The following is a 15,181-nucleotide window of genomic DNA, read 5'->3' on the forward strand; positions in this document are numbered from 1 at the left end:
GAGTGACAACGATGATTCTCGGTCTCGAATCCTGGGTCCTGGCGCGGCCTGAAATCTTCCTCGCTGCTGCGACAGGCTTGTTGCTGATCTACGGCGTTGTTCGTGGCGAGGTGGCGACGCCCTTCGTCTCTGTGGTGACGTCGCTCGTCCTGCTGGTGACGGCTGTCCTGCTGTTCATGCCCTATCGTGAGGGAACGGCTTTCGCGTCCCTGTTCATCGTCGATCGATTGACGACGACGATGAAGGCTTTGGTGCTGGTGGGCTCTGCCATCGCCATCCTGATGTCGCGCGCCTATTTCGAGCGGGTCAAAGCCTGGCGCTTCGAATATCCGCTGCTGGTTGCACTGGCGACCCTCGGCATGATGCTGATGATTTCAGCCAACGACCTGATGTCGCTCTATGTCGGCCTCGAACTGCAGTCGCTGGCGCTCTACGTCATCGCCGCCTTCCAGCGCGACAGCGTGCGTTCGACCGAAGCGGGCGTGAAGTATTTCGTCCTCGGTTCGGTCGCCTCGGGCATGTTGCTCTTCGGCGCCTCGCTGATCTACGGATTCTGCGGTGGCACGGCCTTCGTGCAGATCTCGCGCGCGCTGCTCGACGGCAGGGGCGCGGAGATCGGCACGACCATCGGCCTGGTGTTCGTGGTCGCGGGCCTCGCCTTCAAGGTTTCGGCCGTGCCGTTCCACATGTGGACGCCCGACGTCTACGAGGGCGCGCCGACGCCGGTCACGGCGCTGTTTGCCGTGGCGCCCAAGATCGCCGCCATGTCGCTGCTGGTTTCGGTCCTCATGGGGCCGTTCAAGCCGCTGTTCGGCCAGTGGCAGCAGATCATCGTCGTGGCCTCGGTGCTTTCAATGGCGTTGGGTGCCTTCGCAGCTCTCCGCCAGCAGAACATCAAGCGCCTGATGGCCTATTCCTCGATCGGCAACGTGGGCTACGTGCTGCTGGGGCTCGCCAGCGGCAGCGTGAAGGGCATCGAGGCGGTGGTTTTCTACCTCGCCATCTACCTGGTGATGACGCTGGGTGTGTTCGCCACCATCCTGATGATGAAGCGCCGCGATGTGATGCTGGAGAACGTCTCGGATCTCGCTGGCCTCGCGCGCAGCCAGCCGATGATGGCCTTCGCCATGCTGATCTTCATGTTCTCGCTGGCCGGCATCCCGCCGCTCGCAGGCTTCTGGGGCAAGCTCTACATCTTCATCGCGGCCGTCGAGGCCAACCTCTACATACCCGCAGTGCTGGGTGTCCTGGCGTCGGTCGTGGCCTCCTACTATTACCTGCGCATCGTCAAGGTGATGTACTTCGACGAACCGGCTGAAGCGCTCGACCGACCGGTCTTCGGCATCAACCGCGCCGTGGCCTTGGCCGCTGCCTTCCTGGTGGCTGTCTTCTCGTTGGTCCCGCAACCGCTCAGCCTGATCGCCGCAGCGGCCGCCAAAGGCCTGTTCTCGTGACCCACACGCCCGTCCTGCCGGACGGGTGGACGCTGGTCGCTCTGGACAGCGTCGGCAGCACCAATGACGAGGCTGCGCAGCTGGCTGACGGCGGGGCGTCCGAAGGTACCGTCGTCTGGGCCCGTGAGCAGCAGGGCGGGCGTGGCCGTCGAGGCCGGCGCTGGGCCTCGCCACCGGGCAATCTTTACAGCTCGACAATCCTGCGTCCCGATTGCCCGGCGCCGCGCGCCGCCGAGCTGGGCTTCGTGGCCGCCCTTGCCGTTGGCGACCTCGTGCCAGCGTCTCGCGCCATTCGCTTGAAGTGGCCTAACGATGTGCTGGTTGACGGTGGAAAGATCGCCGGGATTCTGCTGGAAAGCGCTATTGCCCAGGACGGCAGGGTCGAACATGTCGTGGCCGGGATCGGCGTTAATGTTGCCTTTGCGCCGCAGCTTGCCGAAATGCGCTATCCCGGTGCATCGCTGGGTGGCACCGTGGAAGCAGCCCTCGAGGGCCTGATGCGTGCCCTTGCGACACGGCTCGCCCAGTGGCGCCGAGACGGCTTCGGGGTCATTCGCGAAGGCTGGCTCGCGCAGGCGGGGCCGCTGGGCGCCGAAGTCGATGTCCGGTTGGGCGAGGGGCTGGTGTCTGGCCGCTTCGCGGGGCTGGATCATGAAGGCGCCCTGCTGCTGGATACCGCCGATGGTCCGCGCAAGATCGTGTCGGGCGAGTTGCTGGGCCGGGCGGCCTGAGGAGACCCTGGGATGCTGCTTGCCATCGATGTCGGCAACACCAACTCGAAGTTCGCGGTCTTCGATGGCGACACGCTCGTGTCGCAGTTCCGGCTGCGAACCGAGGCCAAGCGTACTGCCGACGAATATGCAGCCTGGCTGACCCAGCTCATGCACCTGCAGGGCTTCAACCCGGAGTCGATCAAAGGCGCGATCCTGGCGAGCGTCGTGCCGCAGGTGAATCCGAACATTCGCCGTCTGTGCGAAATCTATTTCAAGACCAAGCTGTTGATCGTAGGCGAGCCGGATTGCGAGCTCGGCATCAAGGTCCTGATCGACCGTCCGCAGGACGCCGGTCCTGACCGCCTGGTCGGCATCATCGCTGGCTACAAGAAATATGGCGGCCCGCTCATCACCATTGACTTCGGCAGCGCCACGACCTTCGATCTTGCCGACAAGGACGGCAACTTCGTCGGCGGCGTGCTGTCGCCTGGCGTCGAACTCACCATCGAGTCGTTCTACCTGATGACGGCACGGTTGCCGCGCATCCGCGTCGAGAAGCCCGCCAAGGTCATCGGCAAGGCGACGGTGCCTGCCATGCAGTCCGGCATCTTCTGGGGCTATGTCGGGCTGATCGAGAGCCTGATCCGGCGCATCCAGGCCGAGTACGGCGAGCCTATGAAGGTGGTTGCCACCGGCGGCCTCGCCAGTGTCTTCAAGGACGAGATTGGCCTGTTCGATGCGATCGAACCCGACCTGATGTCGCTTGGTCTGCTGGAGATCTGGCGGCGCAACCGCCGATGACCATTCCGTCGAACGACGAGCTGCTGTTTCTCGCCCTGGGAGGGGCGGGCGAGATCGGGATGAACCTCAATCTCTATGGCCATGCTGGCAAATGGCTGATGGTCGATCTCGGCATCGGCTTCGCCGACGACACCATGCCGGGCGTGGAGGTCGTGATGCCGGATCCGGCATTCATTGTCGAACGCCGCGCCGATCTGGTGGGCATCGTGCTGACGCATGCGCATGAAGACCATCTCGGCGCCGTCGCGGATCTATGGCCCCAGCTCAAGGCGCCGGTCTACGCTACGCCCTTCGCGGCATCTGTCCTGCGTCGCAAGCTGATCGAGGCCGGCCTGCGTGACGCTGTGCCGGTCACGGAGATTCCACTCGGCGGCAAGTTCAAGCTGGCGCCGTTCGAACTCGAAATGATCACCATGACGCACTCCATCCTGGAGCCCAACGCGCTGGCGATCCGCACCAAGTTCGGCACGGTGTTCCATACCGGCGACTGGAAGATCGATCCCGAGCCACTGCTGGGCGATACCACCGACGAAGCCATGCTGAAGCGCATCGGTGACGAGGGTGCGCTCGCCATGATCTGCGACAGCACCAACGTATTCGTCGAGGGTGAAGCGGGCTCCGAGGCCAAGGTGCGGGCCAATCTCGAGAAACTGGTACGGGGCCACAAGGGCCGCGTCGCCGTCACCTGCTTTGCCTCCAACCTGGCGCGTGTCGAAAGCGTCGCCCTGGCGGCTGTTGCGGCGGGCCGTCATCCTGTTCTTTCTGGACGCGCCCTGCAGCGCATGGTCGAGGCTGCGCAGGAGTGTGGCTACCTGCTCGATTTTCCCGAGTGCGTGCCGGAGCAGCAGGCGGGCTTTCTGCCGCGCGACAAGGTGCTGTTCATCTGCACCGGCAGCCAGGGTGAGCCACGAGCCTCCATGGCCAAGCTCGCCAACGGCGATCACCGCGACCTGGTCCTGGAGGAGGGCGACACCGCGATCTTCTCGTCGCGTGTCATTCCCGGCAACGATAGATCTGTTGGTCGGCTGCAGAATGCGTTGATGGCGCGTGGCGTCGAGGTGATCACTGACCGTGAGGCCGATATCCACGTTTCGGGCCACCCGGCGCGCGACGAGTTGGTGAAGGTCTATCAATGGGTGCGCCCCAAGATCGCCCTACCGGTCCATGGCGAGGTCCGCCATATGGTCGAACATGCAGCGCTCGCGCGCGCCTGCCAGGTGCCCGAAACGGTCGTGGCGCCCAACGGCACTCTCGTGCGGCTGGCGCCGGGACCGGCCGAGATCATCGACCACGTACCTTCCGGTCGACTGGCGCGGGACGGGGACGGGCTGGTGCCGCTCGACGGTGCCTCCCTGCGCGAACGGCGCAAGCTTCTGTGGAACGGTGCGGCCGCGGCGACTCTGGTGATCGACCGGCGGGGCAGGGCCGTTGCGCCGCCCAAGGTATCGCTGCGGGGGATCGACGACGCTGAGGGCGAACTTGGCGAGGCGATTGTCGCGGGGCTCAGCGAAATGCTGGCCGATCTTAGCGCTTCGGAACGCGGCGACGACGCCCGGATCGAGGAAGCAGCCCGGCAGGCTGTACGGCGCGTCGTGCGCGCGCACCTCGGCAAGAAGCCGTTGACGGACGTACACATCGTCCGCATCTAAGGGCCAGCCCGTGGAGAGACCGATGATCGGACGCCTCAATCACATCGCCATTGCCGTACCTGACCTGGACAAGGCCAGCGAACTCTATCGCTCCGTGATGGGAGCGAAGGTGAGTGCGCCCAAGGCGCAGCCGGCGCATGGCGTGACGGTGGTGTTCGTCGAACTGCCCAACACCAAGATCGAGCTGCTGCACCCGCTGGGCGAGAAGTCGCCGATCGCGAATTTTCTGGCGCGCAATGCCGATGGCGGCATTCACCATGTCTGCTACGAGGTCGAGGACATCTACTCGGCCCGCGACAAGCTCAAGGCGCAGGGCGCCCGCGTCCTGGGCGATGGCGAGCCGAAGATCGGCGCGCACGACAAGCCGGTCCTATTCCTGCATCCCAAGGACTTCAACGGCACGCTGATCGAGCTCGAGCAGGTTTAGGAGCGGTCGCCATGAGCTGGGCTACCGGTGTCATGGTCTATTTCGTGATCTGGTGGACGGTGCTGTTTTGCATCCTGCCACTGGGTGTCCGGCGTGTGGAAAATCCCGGCAGAGGCCAAGAGCACGGGGCGCCTGAGAAGCCTGATCTCATTCGCAAGGCGATCATTACGACCATCGTCGCGGCCGTGCTGTGGGTCGGTTTTTATGTGCTCCACGAGGCGGACTTTTTCAGCTTCCGGCGCCTGGAAGGCAGCTGATTCAAGGCCTTACGTTCAGCGCCTAAGCTATTGAAAACAAAAAGAAACGGCGGATCGATGATCCGCCGCTCCTCTACCCCCGAAACTCGTCGTAGGCGGCTTTAAGCCGCTCTCCTCCCTAAACTCGGGCTGCGCCCAAGGCATAGGCTCTTTACCTTGGGTTATGGACCTTGCCAAGACCTTTTCTTTCGAGCGCCGGGGCTTCCACAGAACAATTGTTGTGGGCAGTGGTCGTTCGTCGACAAACAAATGTCCGCACTGTTTCGCTGATCATCCGATGACCACGTATTTGATCACGAACAGGACAGCGAGAATTCCGACGGCCGGATGAATGTCGCGATAGCGACCCGCGGCGAGTTTGATTCCGGCGTACGAGATAAACCCAAAAGCGATGCCGTCGGCAATCGAGAAAGTGAACGGCATGGCGAGTGCCGTGATCACTGCGGGCGCGGCTTCGGTGAGATCGTTCCATTCGATTTCCGTAAGACCGCGCGCCATCAGACACGCCACATAGAGGAGAGCAGGCGCCGTTGCGTAGGCCGGAATTGAACCGGCCAGCGGCGCCACGAACAGCGCGAGCAGAAAGAGGACGCCAACGGCCGCTGCGGTCAGGCCGGTGCGACCGCCAGCGTTGATGCCCGAAGCGCTCTCGATATAGCTCGTGGTCGTCGACGTGCCGACGGCGGCGCCGATCGCTGCCGCGGCGCTGTCGGAGATCAGCACGCCGCGCAGCCGGGGCACCGTGCCGTCGGGGCGCATGAAGCCGCCGCGATGGGCGAGCCCGATCAAGGTGCCGGTATTGTCGAACAGGTCGACGAACAGGAAGGCGAAGACCACCGTGACCAGCCCCGCCTTCATGGCACCCGCGAGGTCCATCTGGAGGAACACGGGGGCGATCGAGGGCGGTACATCGAAGATGCCGGCAAACTTCTGCTCACCGGCCAGGATCGAGATTACGGTGACAACCAGGATGCCGATGATCACGCCGCCCATGACGCGGCGATATTCGAGGGCGATGATCAGGGCGAAGCCCACCACCGCCATGAGCACCGGCCAGCTCACGAGCTTGCCGTGCGTGACCAGGGTCGCGGGATGGGCGACCACGATACCGGCGTTCTTCAGAGCGATCAGGGCGAGGAACAGACCGATGCCGGCGGCGATCGCCATCTTGAGCGATTTCGGGATCGCATTGACGATCCATTCGCGGACCGGCAGCACGCTGATGATCAGGAAGAGGATGCCCGAGAGGAAGACGCACCCCAGTGCGACCTGCCAGCTGTAGCCCATGCCGCCGACGACGCCGTAGGCGAAGTAGGCGTTGAGCCCCATGCCCGGCGCCAGGGCGATCGGGTAGTTCGCCAGGAAAGCCATCAGGAAGCAGCCAATGGCCGCGGCGACGCAGGTCGCCGTGAAGACCGCGCCGAACGGCATCTTCGCGTCGGCGAGGATCGCCGGGTTGACGAAGATGATGTAGGCCATGGTCAGGAAGGTCGTGAGGCCGGCAACGAGTTCGGTGCGGACGGACGTGCCGTTCGCGTTCAGCTTGAAGACTTGCTCGAGCATCCTGCTCTCCCCCTGATGCTGCCTGCAGTGTGCGGGCATCGCCCTGTGCAAAACCAGTCGTGCAGGGCCAGCAGGTGCGCCGCGGTTTGCCTTTATCCGACCCGTTCCCTACAGTCCGCCGCCACCCGACGACCCTCTAAAAGCCACAGCGGCAAGGACCAATTCAGCATGCGGATGAGCCAGTATTTTCTGCCGACCCTGAAGGAGACTCCCTCAGAAGCGCAGATCGTCTCTCACCGCCTGATGCTGCGTGCCGGCCTTGTCCGCCAGACCAGTGCGGGCATCTACGCCTGGCTGCCGCTTGGCCTTCGGGTGTTGAGGAACATCGAACAGATCGTTCGCGAAGAGCAGAACGCTGCGGGTGCCCAGGAAGTACTGATGCCGACCATTCAGTCGGCCGACCTGTGGCGCGAGAGCGGCCGCTACGATGCCTATGGCCCCGAGATGCTGCGCATCGTGGATCGCCATGATCGCGAGATGCTCTATGGCCCGACCAACGAGGAAATGATCACCGTTCTCTTCCGTGACGGGGTGAAAAGCTACCGCGACCTGCCGAGGAACCTCTATCACATCCAGTGGAAATTCCGGGACGAAGTGCGTCCGCGTTTCGGTGTCATGCGCGGCCGCGAATTCCTGATGAAGGACAATTACTCGTTCGACATCGACAAGGCCGGCGCCGTGCACTCCTACAACAGGATGTTCGTTGCCTATCTGCGCACCTTCGCCCGCATGGGCCTGAAGGCGATTCCGATGCGCGCCGACACCGGCCCGATCGGTGGCGATCTCAGCCACGAATTCATCATCCTGGCCGATACCGGCGAAAGCGCCGTGTTCTGCCACAAGGGGCTGGTCGACAAGGACATCCTGAGCCGCAAGATCGACTACACGTCGGACCTGCAGTCGATCGTCAACGAGTGGACGTCGCTCTATGCCGCGACCGACGAGATGCACGATGCCAAGGCCTTCGAGGAGCTGGCTGAGGGCGACCGCCTGGCAGCTCGCGGCATCGAGGTCGGCCACATCTTCTATTTCGGCACCAAGTACTCCAAGCCGATGAATGCCGTGGTGACCGGCCCCGGTGGCGAGCAGGTCACCGTCGAGATGGGCTCCTACGGCATCGGCGTGTCGCGCCTGGTCGGCGGCATCATCGAAGCGAGCCACGACGATGCCGGCATCATCTGGCCGGAATCGGTGGCGCCGTTCAAGGTGGCGATCGTCAATCTGAAGCCCGACGATGGGGCGGTCGGTGGCGCCTGCCAGAAGCTCTACGATGAGCTGGCGGCCAAGGGCATCGAAGCGCTGCACGACGATCGCGATCTGCGGCCGGGCGCCAAGTTCGCGGACATGGATCTGATCGGCATCCCCTGGCAGGTGATCATCGGTCCCAAGGGACTGGCGGCCGGCAAGGTCGAACTCAAGAACCGCAAGACCGGCGCCCGCGAGGAGCTGCCGCTCGAACAGGCTCTCACGCAGCTCATCGGCAAGTTCGGTTGAGAAGGGAATAGGGCGCCGCCATGGCCTTTGCCGCCGTCGAGCGCCTGATCGCCTTCCGCTATCTGCGGGCCCGCCGCGAGGAGGGCTTCATCTCGGTGATCGCCGGCTTCTCGTTGATCGGCATCACCCTGGGTGTCGGCACCTTGATCGTCGTTATGGCCGTGATGAACGGCTTTCGCGTCGAGATGCTGCGCCAGATGTCGAGCATCAGCGGTCAACTCGGCGTGCAGGGTAACCGGGGGGCCATCGAGGCTACGCCCGACCTCTTGAAACGGCTTGCTGAAATACCGGGAGTTGCGACGGCCGCGCCATCGGTTGAAGGCCAGCTCATGGCCGTGGCCGGTGACAATGTCCGTGGTGTGGTGCTGCGCGGGATGACGGCGGAGGACCTACGCAAGCGTCTGCCTGTGGCTGCTGCGATCGACGGCCCAGCCGATATCCAGAACCGTCAGCGTGGCCTTTGTCGCGGCGAGGACGACAAGCCTATCGACTGGGGCAGTCTCAAGAACTTTGGCGACGACGATTTCACGGTCGCGATCGGGCGGCGGCTGGCCGATCTGATGGACGTGAAAGTAGGGGACCGACTGCAACTCGTATCACCAGTGTCGATCGCCACGCCGCTCGGCGTGATGCCGCGCTCGGTCTCGGCCCAGGTAGCGGCGATCTTTTGCACGGGCATGTATGACTACGATGCGAACTTCGTCTACGCGCCGCTGGCCGAAGCGCAGCGCCTGCTCAATCTCGGCACGGATGTGACGGGTATCGAGATCTTCGTGGCCGATGGCGCATCGGTACCGCAGACACGTCGGCTGGTCTCGACAGTGATCGGATCGGAGGGCTGGGTATTCGACTGGCTGCAAGCCAATATCGGCTTCTTCGCCGCCATCCAGGCTCAGACCAATGTGATGTTCCTGGTCCTGACGCTGATCGTCCTGGTGGCGGCCTTCAACATCGTCTCCAGCCTGGTCATGCTCGTGCGCACCAAGACGGCGGATATCGCCATCCTGCGCACGATGGGGGCGAGCCGGGCCGCTATTCTGCGGATCTTCCTGCTCGACGGCCTGGCGATCGGCGGGATCGGGACGATCCTGGGTGTCGTGCTGGGGCTGGCCTTCGCCCGCAACATCGAGGCGCTGCGCCAATGGCTGCAGCGCACGTTCGACATCGTCCTCTTCGACGAAACGCTCTACCTGCTGGCCGAAATGCCGTCGCGAATCGAGTGGGGGGAGGTGGCGGTCATTGCGGTCATGGCACTGGTCTTCGCTTTGCTTGCCTCGCTCTATCCGGCGGCACGCGCAGCACGCCTCGATCCTGTCGAGGGATTGCGTCGTGAGTGACCGGGCGCCTGCTGTCGAGCGCTGGCTGGCCTGGCGCTATCTCGCGACTCGTCAGCGTGAAGGCTTCGTCTCTTTCATCGCGATCTTCTCCCTAATCGGCGTTGCCCTGGGCGTGGCCACCTTGATCGTGGTCCTTTCCGTGATGGGCGGCTTTCGCGAGCAGCTCCTGGGGCGGATCATCGGCATGAACGGCCATATCGTCGTCACCGCTCGCGACGGTATGCTGAAAGCCACGCCGGACCTCCTGGCCAAGCTCCAGGCTTTGCCCGGCGTCACGGTGGTGCGCCCCACGCTCGAACGACAGGCCTTGGTGAGTGTTCATGGCCAGACGCGTGGTGCGTCGCTGCGTGGCGTGCCCAGGGAAGACCTGCTCAATCGCGAGATCGTTTCGGGGAACATCGTTCAGGGTAATCTGGACGACTTCGGGAACAAACCCGGTGTCGTAGTCGGTGAGCGGCTGCGACAGTCTTTGCATCTCAGGGTCGGTGAGATGCTGACGGTCGTAACCCATCGCCTGAATGAGAACGGGACGATTGCGCCGCGCTACACCGACTACGAGGTCCTGGCGAGCTTCCTGACTCGCCGTTACGAATTCGACAGCTCACTGGTCTTCATTCCTCTCGCGATGCTGCAGGAAGACCTGGAATACGGCCCCGAAACCGTGAGTTCGATCGACGTCTTCCTGGTCGATCCGGCGGCCGCGCCACGGTTGGCCCAGGAGCTTCGACAGTCCCTCGGTCGTGACGACCTGCGCATTTCCCATTGGCTGGGCCTCAATGCCCGCTTCGTCGGTGCCCTGCAGGTCGAACGAGTGATGATGTTCATCATCCTGACTTTGATCGTCGTGGTGGCAGCGATGAACGTCGTGGCGAGTTTCACCATGCTGGTTCGAGTCAAGCGGGGCAGCATTGCCATCCTGCGCACGATGGGCGCAACGCCCCGAACCATCGTCCGCGCCTTCTTCCTGGCTGCCGCCGCGGTTGGATTGGTCGGCACGGCAATCGGAACGGCGCTGGGGCTCCTGGTTTGCGCCAACATGCCGTCAATCGGCCGCTTGCTCTCGACGATCACAGGCGCGGCAGGCAGCGGTGGCGCGGAAGTCGATTTCATCACCTCCATGCCCGTCCGCGTGCAGGCCATTGAAGTGGCGTCGATCGTTGCCGTGGCGATTGTGCTGTCACTGCTGGCGGCGGCCTATCCAGCCTGGCGGAGCACGAGGATCGAACCGGTCGAAGGATTGCGTCATGAATGATCCGATAGTTCCGCTCGCCTTGCAGGGCATCCGGCGGACCTTCATTCAGGGCGATCGACGCCTCGACGTGCTGCGCGGGGTATCGCTCGAACTGAAACCCGGCGAGATCGTCGCCCTGGTCGGCCAGTCCGGCAGCGGAAAATCGACCCTGCTGCACATAGCCGGCTTGCTGGAGCGACCGGACGAAGGCGAAGTGATGGTTGACGGCAAACCGGCCGGCAAGCTCGCCGACAAGGAACGTACGGCCTTGCGCCGGCAGTTCCTTGGCTTCGTCTATCAATATCACCACCTGCTGCCGGAGTTTTCGGCGGTCGAGAACGTGATGCTGCCGCAGATGTTGGCTGGTGCCTCGCGAGGTGAGGCCCGCAAGCGTGCGACCGACCTCTTGTCGATGGTGCAACTGGCGGACCGGCTGGATCATCGCCCGGGTCGCCTGTCGGGAGGCGAGCAGCAGCGCGTGGCGATCGCACGCGCCGTTGCCAATGCACCGCGCGTATTGCTGGCTGACGAGCCGACCGGCAACCTCGATTCCACGACCTCCGACACGGTGTTCCGGCAGCTCCTCAGCCTGGTGCGCGACACTGGCATGGCGGCGCTGGTCGCCACGCACAACCACGAGCTGGCCGCGCGCATGGATCGCACGGTTGTGCTCAAAGATGGTGTACTGAGCGCCTAACTTTCCACAGGATTGAAGGCGATGATGGGCAGTGGCCATCGCCGATTTCATCCATCTCAAAGTCCGCTCTGCTTATTCGCTCACCGAAGGGGCGAACAAGGTCGACACCATCGTGTCTCTCGCCAAGGCGGAGACCATGCCGGCTGTTGCCGTTACTGACCGCAACAATCTCTTCGGCGCCCTCGAGTTCTCGCAGTATGCCTCCAAATCGGGAATCCAGCCGATTGTCGGTTGCGACCTCGGTATCCGCCGCGAGGAGGAAGGCGGCATCGCGACCACGAGCAAGCTGCTCGCGATCGACTGGCTGACACTCCTGGTCCAGAACGAGACGGGCTATCTCAACCTGATGCGGCTGGTGAGCCGCGCCCATCTCGAATTCAAGGTCGGCTCGGTCTCGGGCCTCCATCTGGCAGACCTCGAAGGGTCAACCGAGGGCCTGCTGGCGGTGACGGGTAGCGTCGGCAGCGGCGTGGGCCGCCTGCTCGCGGCCGGGCAGACGCCGGCTGCCACGCACTTGCTGGAAAGGCTGCAGAAGCTTTTTGACGGCCGGCTCTATCTCGAACTGCAGCGCCATGGCGAGGAGATCGAGCGCCGTATCGAGGAGCCGCTGGTTGATCTGGCATACGAGCGTAGCCTGCCGCTGGTCGCGACCAACGACGTCCATTTCCCGAAGGCCTCGATGTATGAGGCCCATGACGTGCTGCTCTGTATCGAGCAAGGCGCGCACATCGAAGACCCGAACCGCCGCAGGCTGACGCCGGAGCATTATTTCAAGCCGGCCGCTGCGATGCGCGAGCTGTTCTCTGACTTGCCGGAGGCCTGCGACAACACCCTGGTGATTGCCCAGCGCTGCGCCTACATGCCGACGCCGCGCAAGCCGATCCTGCCGAGCTACACCAAGCTCGATGGTCGGTCGGAGGGCGAGGCTTTGCGCGACCTCGCCAAGCGCGGCCTTGATGAGCTGAAGCAGCTTGGCCGGCTGGCCGAGAACATCACCTTCGAGCGCTACACGGAACGGCTGACCTACGAACTCGACATGATCGAGAAGATGGGCTTCGCCGGCTACTTCCTGATCGTGGCCGACTTCATCCAGTGGGCGAAGGACAATGGCGTGCCCGTCGGCCCCGGTCGTGGCTCTGGTGCGGGCTCTTTGGTCGCTTGGTCGCTCAAGGTCACCGATCTCGATCCGCTGCGCTGGGGGCTGCTGTTCGAGCGCTTCCTCAACCCAGAACGCGTGTCGATGCCGGACTTCGATATCGACTTCTGCCAGGACAAGCGCGACCGGGTGATCCGCTACGTACGCGACGAATACGGACATGACCGCGTCGCCGCCATCATCACCTTCGGCAAGCTGCAGGCGCGCGCCGTGCTGCGCGACGTCGGCCGCGTACTGGGCATGCCTTACGGCCAGGTCGATCGTATCTGCAAGCTGGTGCCCAACAACCCCGCCAATCCGGTGACGTTGGCGAAGGCGCTGGAAACCGAACAGCTTCTCAAGGAGCAGTATTCGGCAGAGGAGGAGATCAAGCGCCTCATCGATCTCGCGCTGCAGCTCGAAGGCCTCTATCGCAACGCTTCGACCCACGCCGCTGGTGTCGTGATCGGCGACAGGCCGCTCGAACAGCTAGTGGCGCTCTATCGCGATACCGACAGCAAGGACTCCCTGCCGGCCACCCAGTTCAACATGAAGTGGGTCGAGACGGCGGGGCTCGTTAAGTTCGACTTCCTCGGCCTCAAGACGCTTACGGTGATCGAGAAGGCCTGCGACTTCATTGGCCGCGACAAGATCAACATCGCCAGGTTGCCACTCGATGACCGCAAGAGTTTCGAACTGCTGGCCCGCGGCGACGGCTCCGGTGTGTTCCAGCTTGAAGGCAACGGCATGCGCGATGTTCTGCGCAAGATGAAGCCGGACCGCTTCGAGGACATCATCGCCGTGGTGGCGCTCTATCGGCCCGGTCCGATGGAAAACATTCCGAGCTACATCAAGCGCAAGCACGGCGAAGAAGCACCCGACTACCTGCATCCCTTGCTGGAAGGAATCCTGAAGGAAACCTACGGCATCATGATCTACCAGGAGCAGGTCATGCAGATCGCGCAGGTGCTGAGCGGCTATACGCTCGGCGGCGCCGACCTGCTGCGTCGCGCCATGGGCAAGAAGATCCAGTCCGAGATGGACGCGCAGCGCGCGAGCTTCATCGAAGGCGCGGAGAAGAACGGCGTCAAGAAGGACAAGGCTTCGTCGATCTTCGACCAGGTCGACAAGTTCGCAGGCTACGGCTTCAACAAGAGCCATGCCGCAGCCTATGCACTGGTCTGCTATCAGACGGCCTATCTCAAGGCCAACCATCCGGTCGAGTTCTTCGCTGCGACCATGACCCTCGATATGGGCAACGTCGAAAAGCTGAACGGCTATCGGCGTGACCTCGAGAAGATCGGCGTCGAACTCCTGCCGCCTGACGTCAACCGTTCCTCCGCCGAGTTTACGGTGGAACGGGATGCCAATGGCAAGAAGGCAATCCGCTATGCGTTGGCAGCCATCAAGGGCGTAGGCCGCGAGGCGATGAACCGGCTTACGGAGGAGCGTCAGGAGAACGGCCCCTTCAAGGACCTGTTCGACTTTGCCGAACGGCTGGACCAGCGCGTGATCAACAAGCGTCTGACCGAGAGCCTGGTGCGCGCGGGCGCTTTCGACACCTTGAACAAGAACCGGGCGCAGACCTTTGCCGCTGTCGAGGCGCTGACGCGTCATTCCCAGGCGACCCACGAGTCGCGCGGCAGCGACCAGAACAGCCTTTTCGGCGACGACACCGCCCAACGCCGGCCTCAGTTGCCCAAGGTGCCGGACTGGGCGCCGATGGAGCGGCTACAGCAAGAGTTCTCGGCAATCGGCTTCTATCTCTCTTCTCATCCGCTGGCTGCCTACGAGCGCAGCCTGCAACGGCTGGGTGTCTGCCGTGCGGCCGACCTGCCGGCTTTGCTGGCGCGCGGCACGCCGGGCCGAATCAAGCTGGCGGGCACCGTCATCGACCGCATGGAGCGCACCTCGGCCAAGGGCAATCGCTTTGCCTTCGTTCAATGCTCGGATCAGTCCGGCGCCTTTGAGCTCACCGTCTTCAGCGAGTTGTTGGGCAGCAAGCGCAATCTCCTCGAAGCAGGGCAGGCGGTGCTGATCTCGGCCGACGGACGGCTCGACGGTGAGCAGGTGAAGCTGACGGCGCAGACCGTCGAGAAGCTCGACGACGCCGTGGCAAACGCTGCGGCGGGTTTGCGCATCGTGATCTCCGATCCGGTGGCACTCGAAGCGCTGCGCAAGGCGCTCGACGGCAAGCGCGGGCGTGGGCGCGTGACTCTCGTCGTGCCCATGACCGACGAGTCCGAAGCCGAAGTCACCCTGCCGGGCACCTATTCGATCGCAGGCGGCCTACGCGATGTCATCGGCAGCCTGCCGGGAATTGCGCAGGTGGAGGAGATTTGAGCCGCCAGCCCGGCCTCTTCGAGACTTCGGCGCCGCCTGTACGACGTAAGGCTACCGCCGGCGATGTCCGGCCGGCGATG

Annotated in this window: 12 protein-coding genes; 11 read left to right on the plus strand and 1 reads right to left on the minus strand. The window is 63.6% G+C overall.

What is annotated here, in order from left to right; all coding sequences use genetic code 11:
- Window positions 1-11: 11 nt before the first annotated feature.
- From nuoN to EPO50_RS04300, 6 genes are read left to right on the plus strand one after another with little or no spacing between them, the layout of a single operon-like run.
- Entirely contained in the window at window positions 12-1,454 is a 1,443-nt protein-coding gene (gene nuoN / locus EPO50_RS04275; RefSeq protein ID WP_296341409.1) for an NADH-quinone oxidoreductase subunit NuoN, read from the plus strand.
- Window positions 1,451-2,185: a biotin--[acetyl-CoA-carboxylase] ligase gene (locus tag EPO50_RS04280; RefSeq protein ID WP_296341410.1), complete on the plus strand. Its 735-nt coding sequence runs from the start codon at window positions 1,451-1,453 to the stop codon at window positions 2,183-2,185. The genes nuoN and EPO50_RS04280 overlap by 4 nt, the downstream gene beginning before the upstream one ends.
- Window positions 2,186-2,197: 12 nt before the next feature.
- Entirely contained in the window at window positions 2,198-2,968 is a 771-nt protein-coding gene (locus EPO50_RS04285) for a type III pantothenate kinase (RefSeq protein WP_296341411.1), read from the plus strand.
- On the plus strand, window positions 2,965-4,617 hold the full coding sequence (locus EPO50_RS04290; RefSeq protein WP_296341412.1) for a ribonuclease J: 1,653 nt from the start codon (window positions 2,965-2,967) through the stop codon (window positions 4,615-4,617). The genes EPO50_RS04285 and EPO50_RS04290 overlap by 4 nt, the downstream gene beginning before the upstream one ends.
- Window positions 4,618-4,639: 22 nt before the next feature.
- The gene (gene mce / locus EPO50_RS04295; RefSeq protein WP_020696088.1) at window positions 4,640-5,044 is read left to right on the plus strand and encodes a methylmalonyl-CoA epimerase; all 405 of its coding nucleotides are present in this window, start codon (window positions 4,640-4,642) and stop codon (window positions 5,042-5,044) included.
- An 11-nt stretch (window positions 5,045-5,055) separates the two neighbouring features.
- Window positions 5,056-5,301 (plus strand): DUF1467 family protein, encoded by a 246-nt coding sequence (locus tag EPO50_RS04300; protein WP_296341413.1) that lies wholly within the window; start codon window positions 5,056-5,058, stop codon window positions 5,299-5,301.
- Window positions 5,302-5,571: 270 nt separating this feature from the next.
- Here the strand turns inward: EPO50_RS04300 and EPO50_RS04305 are convergent, their stop codons facing one another.
- On the minus strand, window positions 5,572-6,864 hold the full coding sequence (locus EPO50_RS04305) for an NCS2 family permease (protein ID WP_296341414.1): 1,293 nt from the start codon (window positions 6,862-6,864) through the stop codon (window positions 5,572-5,574).
- Between the two features lie 168 nt (window positions 6,865-7,032).
- Here EPO50_RS04305 and proS point away from each other — a divergent pair, with 168 nt between their 5' ends.
- From proS to dnaE, 5 genes are read left to right on the plus strand one after another with little or no spacing between them, the layout of a single operon-like run.
- Window positions 7,033-8,358: a proline--tRNA ligase gene (gene proS / locus EPO50_RS04310; protein ID WP_296341415.1), complete on the plus strand. Its 1,326-nt coding sequence runs from the start codon at window positions 7,033-7,035 to the stop codon at window positions 8,356-8,358.
- A 20-nt stretch (window positions 8,359-8,378) separates the two neighbouring features.
- Window positions 8,379-9,695, plus strand: coding sequence for a lipoprotein-releasing ABC transporter permease subunit (locus tag EPO50_RS04315; RefSeq protein WP_296341416.1), 1,317 nt, complete (start codon window positions 8,379-8,381; stop codon window positions 9,693-9,695).
- Window positions 9,688-10,947: an ABC transporter permease gene (locus tag EPO50_RS04320; RefSeq protein WP_296341417.1), complete on the plus strand. Its 1,260-nt coding sequence runs from the start codon at window positions 9,688-9,690 to the stop codon at window positions 10,945-10,947. The genes EPO50_RS04315 and EPO50_RS04320 overlap by 8 nt, the downstream gene beginning before the upstream one ends.
- Window positions 10,940-11,623, plus strand: a complete 684-nt coding sequence (locus EPO50_RS04325; RefSeq protein ID WP_296341418.1) for an ABC transporter ATP-binding protein — start codon at window positions 10,940-10,942, stop codon at window positions 11,621-11,623. The genes EPO50_RS04320 and EPO50_RS04325 overlap by 8 nt, the downstream gene beginning before the upstream one ends.
- A gap of 31 nt (window positions 11,624-11,654) precedes the next feature.
- Window positions 11,655-15,101, plus strand: coding sequence for a DNA polymerase III subunit alpha (dnaE, locus tag EPO50_RS04330; protein ID WP_296341419.1), 3,447 nt, complete (start codon window positions 11,655-11,657; stop codon window positions 15,099-15,101).
- Window positions 15,102-15,181: the final 80 nt, after the last annotated feature.

The sequence above is a fragment of the Reyranella sp. genome, from assembly GCF_004297405.1.
In the GTDB taxonomy this organism is placed as follows: Bacteria; Pseudomonadota; Alphaproteobacteria; order Reyranellales; family Reyranellaceae; genus Reyranella.

Coding starts and splice junctions, on each gene's coding strand:
- EPO50_RS04315 (WP_296341416.1), top strand. CDS start 8,379: ATGGCCTTTGCCGCCGTCGAGCGCCTGATCGCCTTCCGCTATCTGCGG.
- EPO50_RS04325 (WP_296341418.1), top strand. CDS start 10,940: ATGAATGATCCGATAGTTCCGCTCGCCTTGCAGGGCATCCGGCGGACC.
- proS (WP_296341415.1), top strand. CDS start 7,033: ATGCGGATGAGCCAGTATTTTCTGCCGACCCTGAAGGAGACTCCCTCA.
- EPO50_RS04285 (WP_296341411.1), top strand. CDS start 2,198: ATGCTGCTTGCCATCGATGTCGGCAACACCAACTCGAAGTTCGCGGTC.
- mce (WP_020696088.1), top strand. CDS start 4,640: ATGATCGGACGCCTCAATCACATCGCCATTGCCGTACCTGACCTGGAC.
- EPO50_RS04300 (WP_296341413.1), top strand. CDS start 5,056: ATGAGCTGGGCTACCGGTGTCATGGTCTATTTCGTGATCTGGTGGACG.
- EPO50_RS04290 (WP_296341412.1), top strand. CDS start 2,965: ATGACCATTCCGTCGAACGACGAGCTGCTGTTTCTCGCCCTGGGAGGG.
- EPO50_RS04305 (WP_296341414.1), bottom strand. CDS start 6,864: ATGCTCGAGCAAGTCTTCAAGCTGAACGCGAACGGCACGTCCGTCCGC.
- nuoN (WP_296341409.1), top strand. CDS start 12: ATGATTCTCGGTCTCGAATCCTGGGTCCTGGCGCGGCCTGAAATCTTC.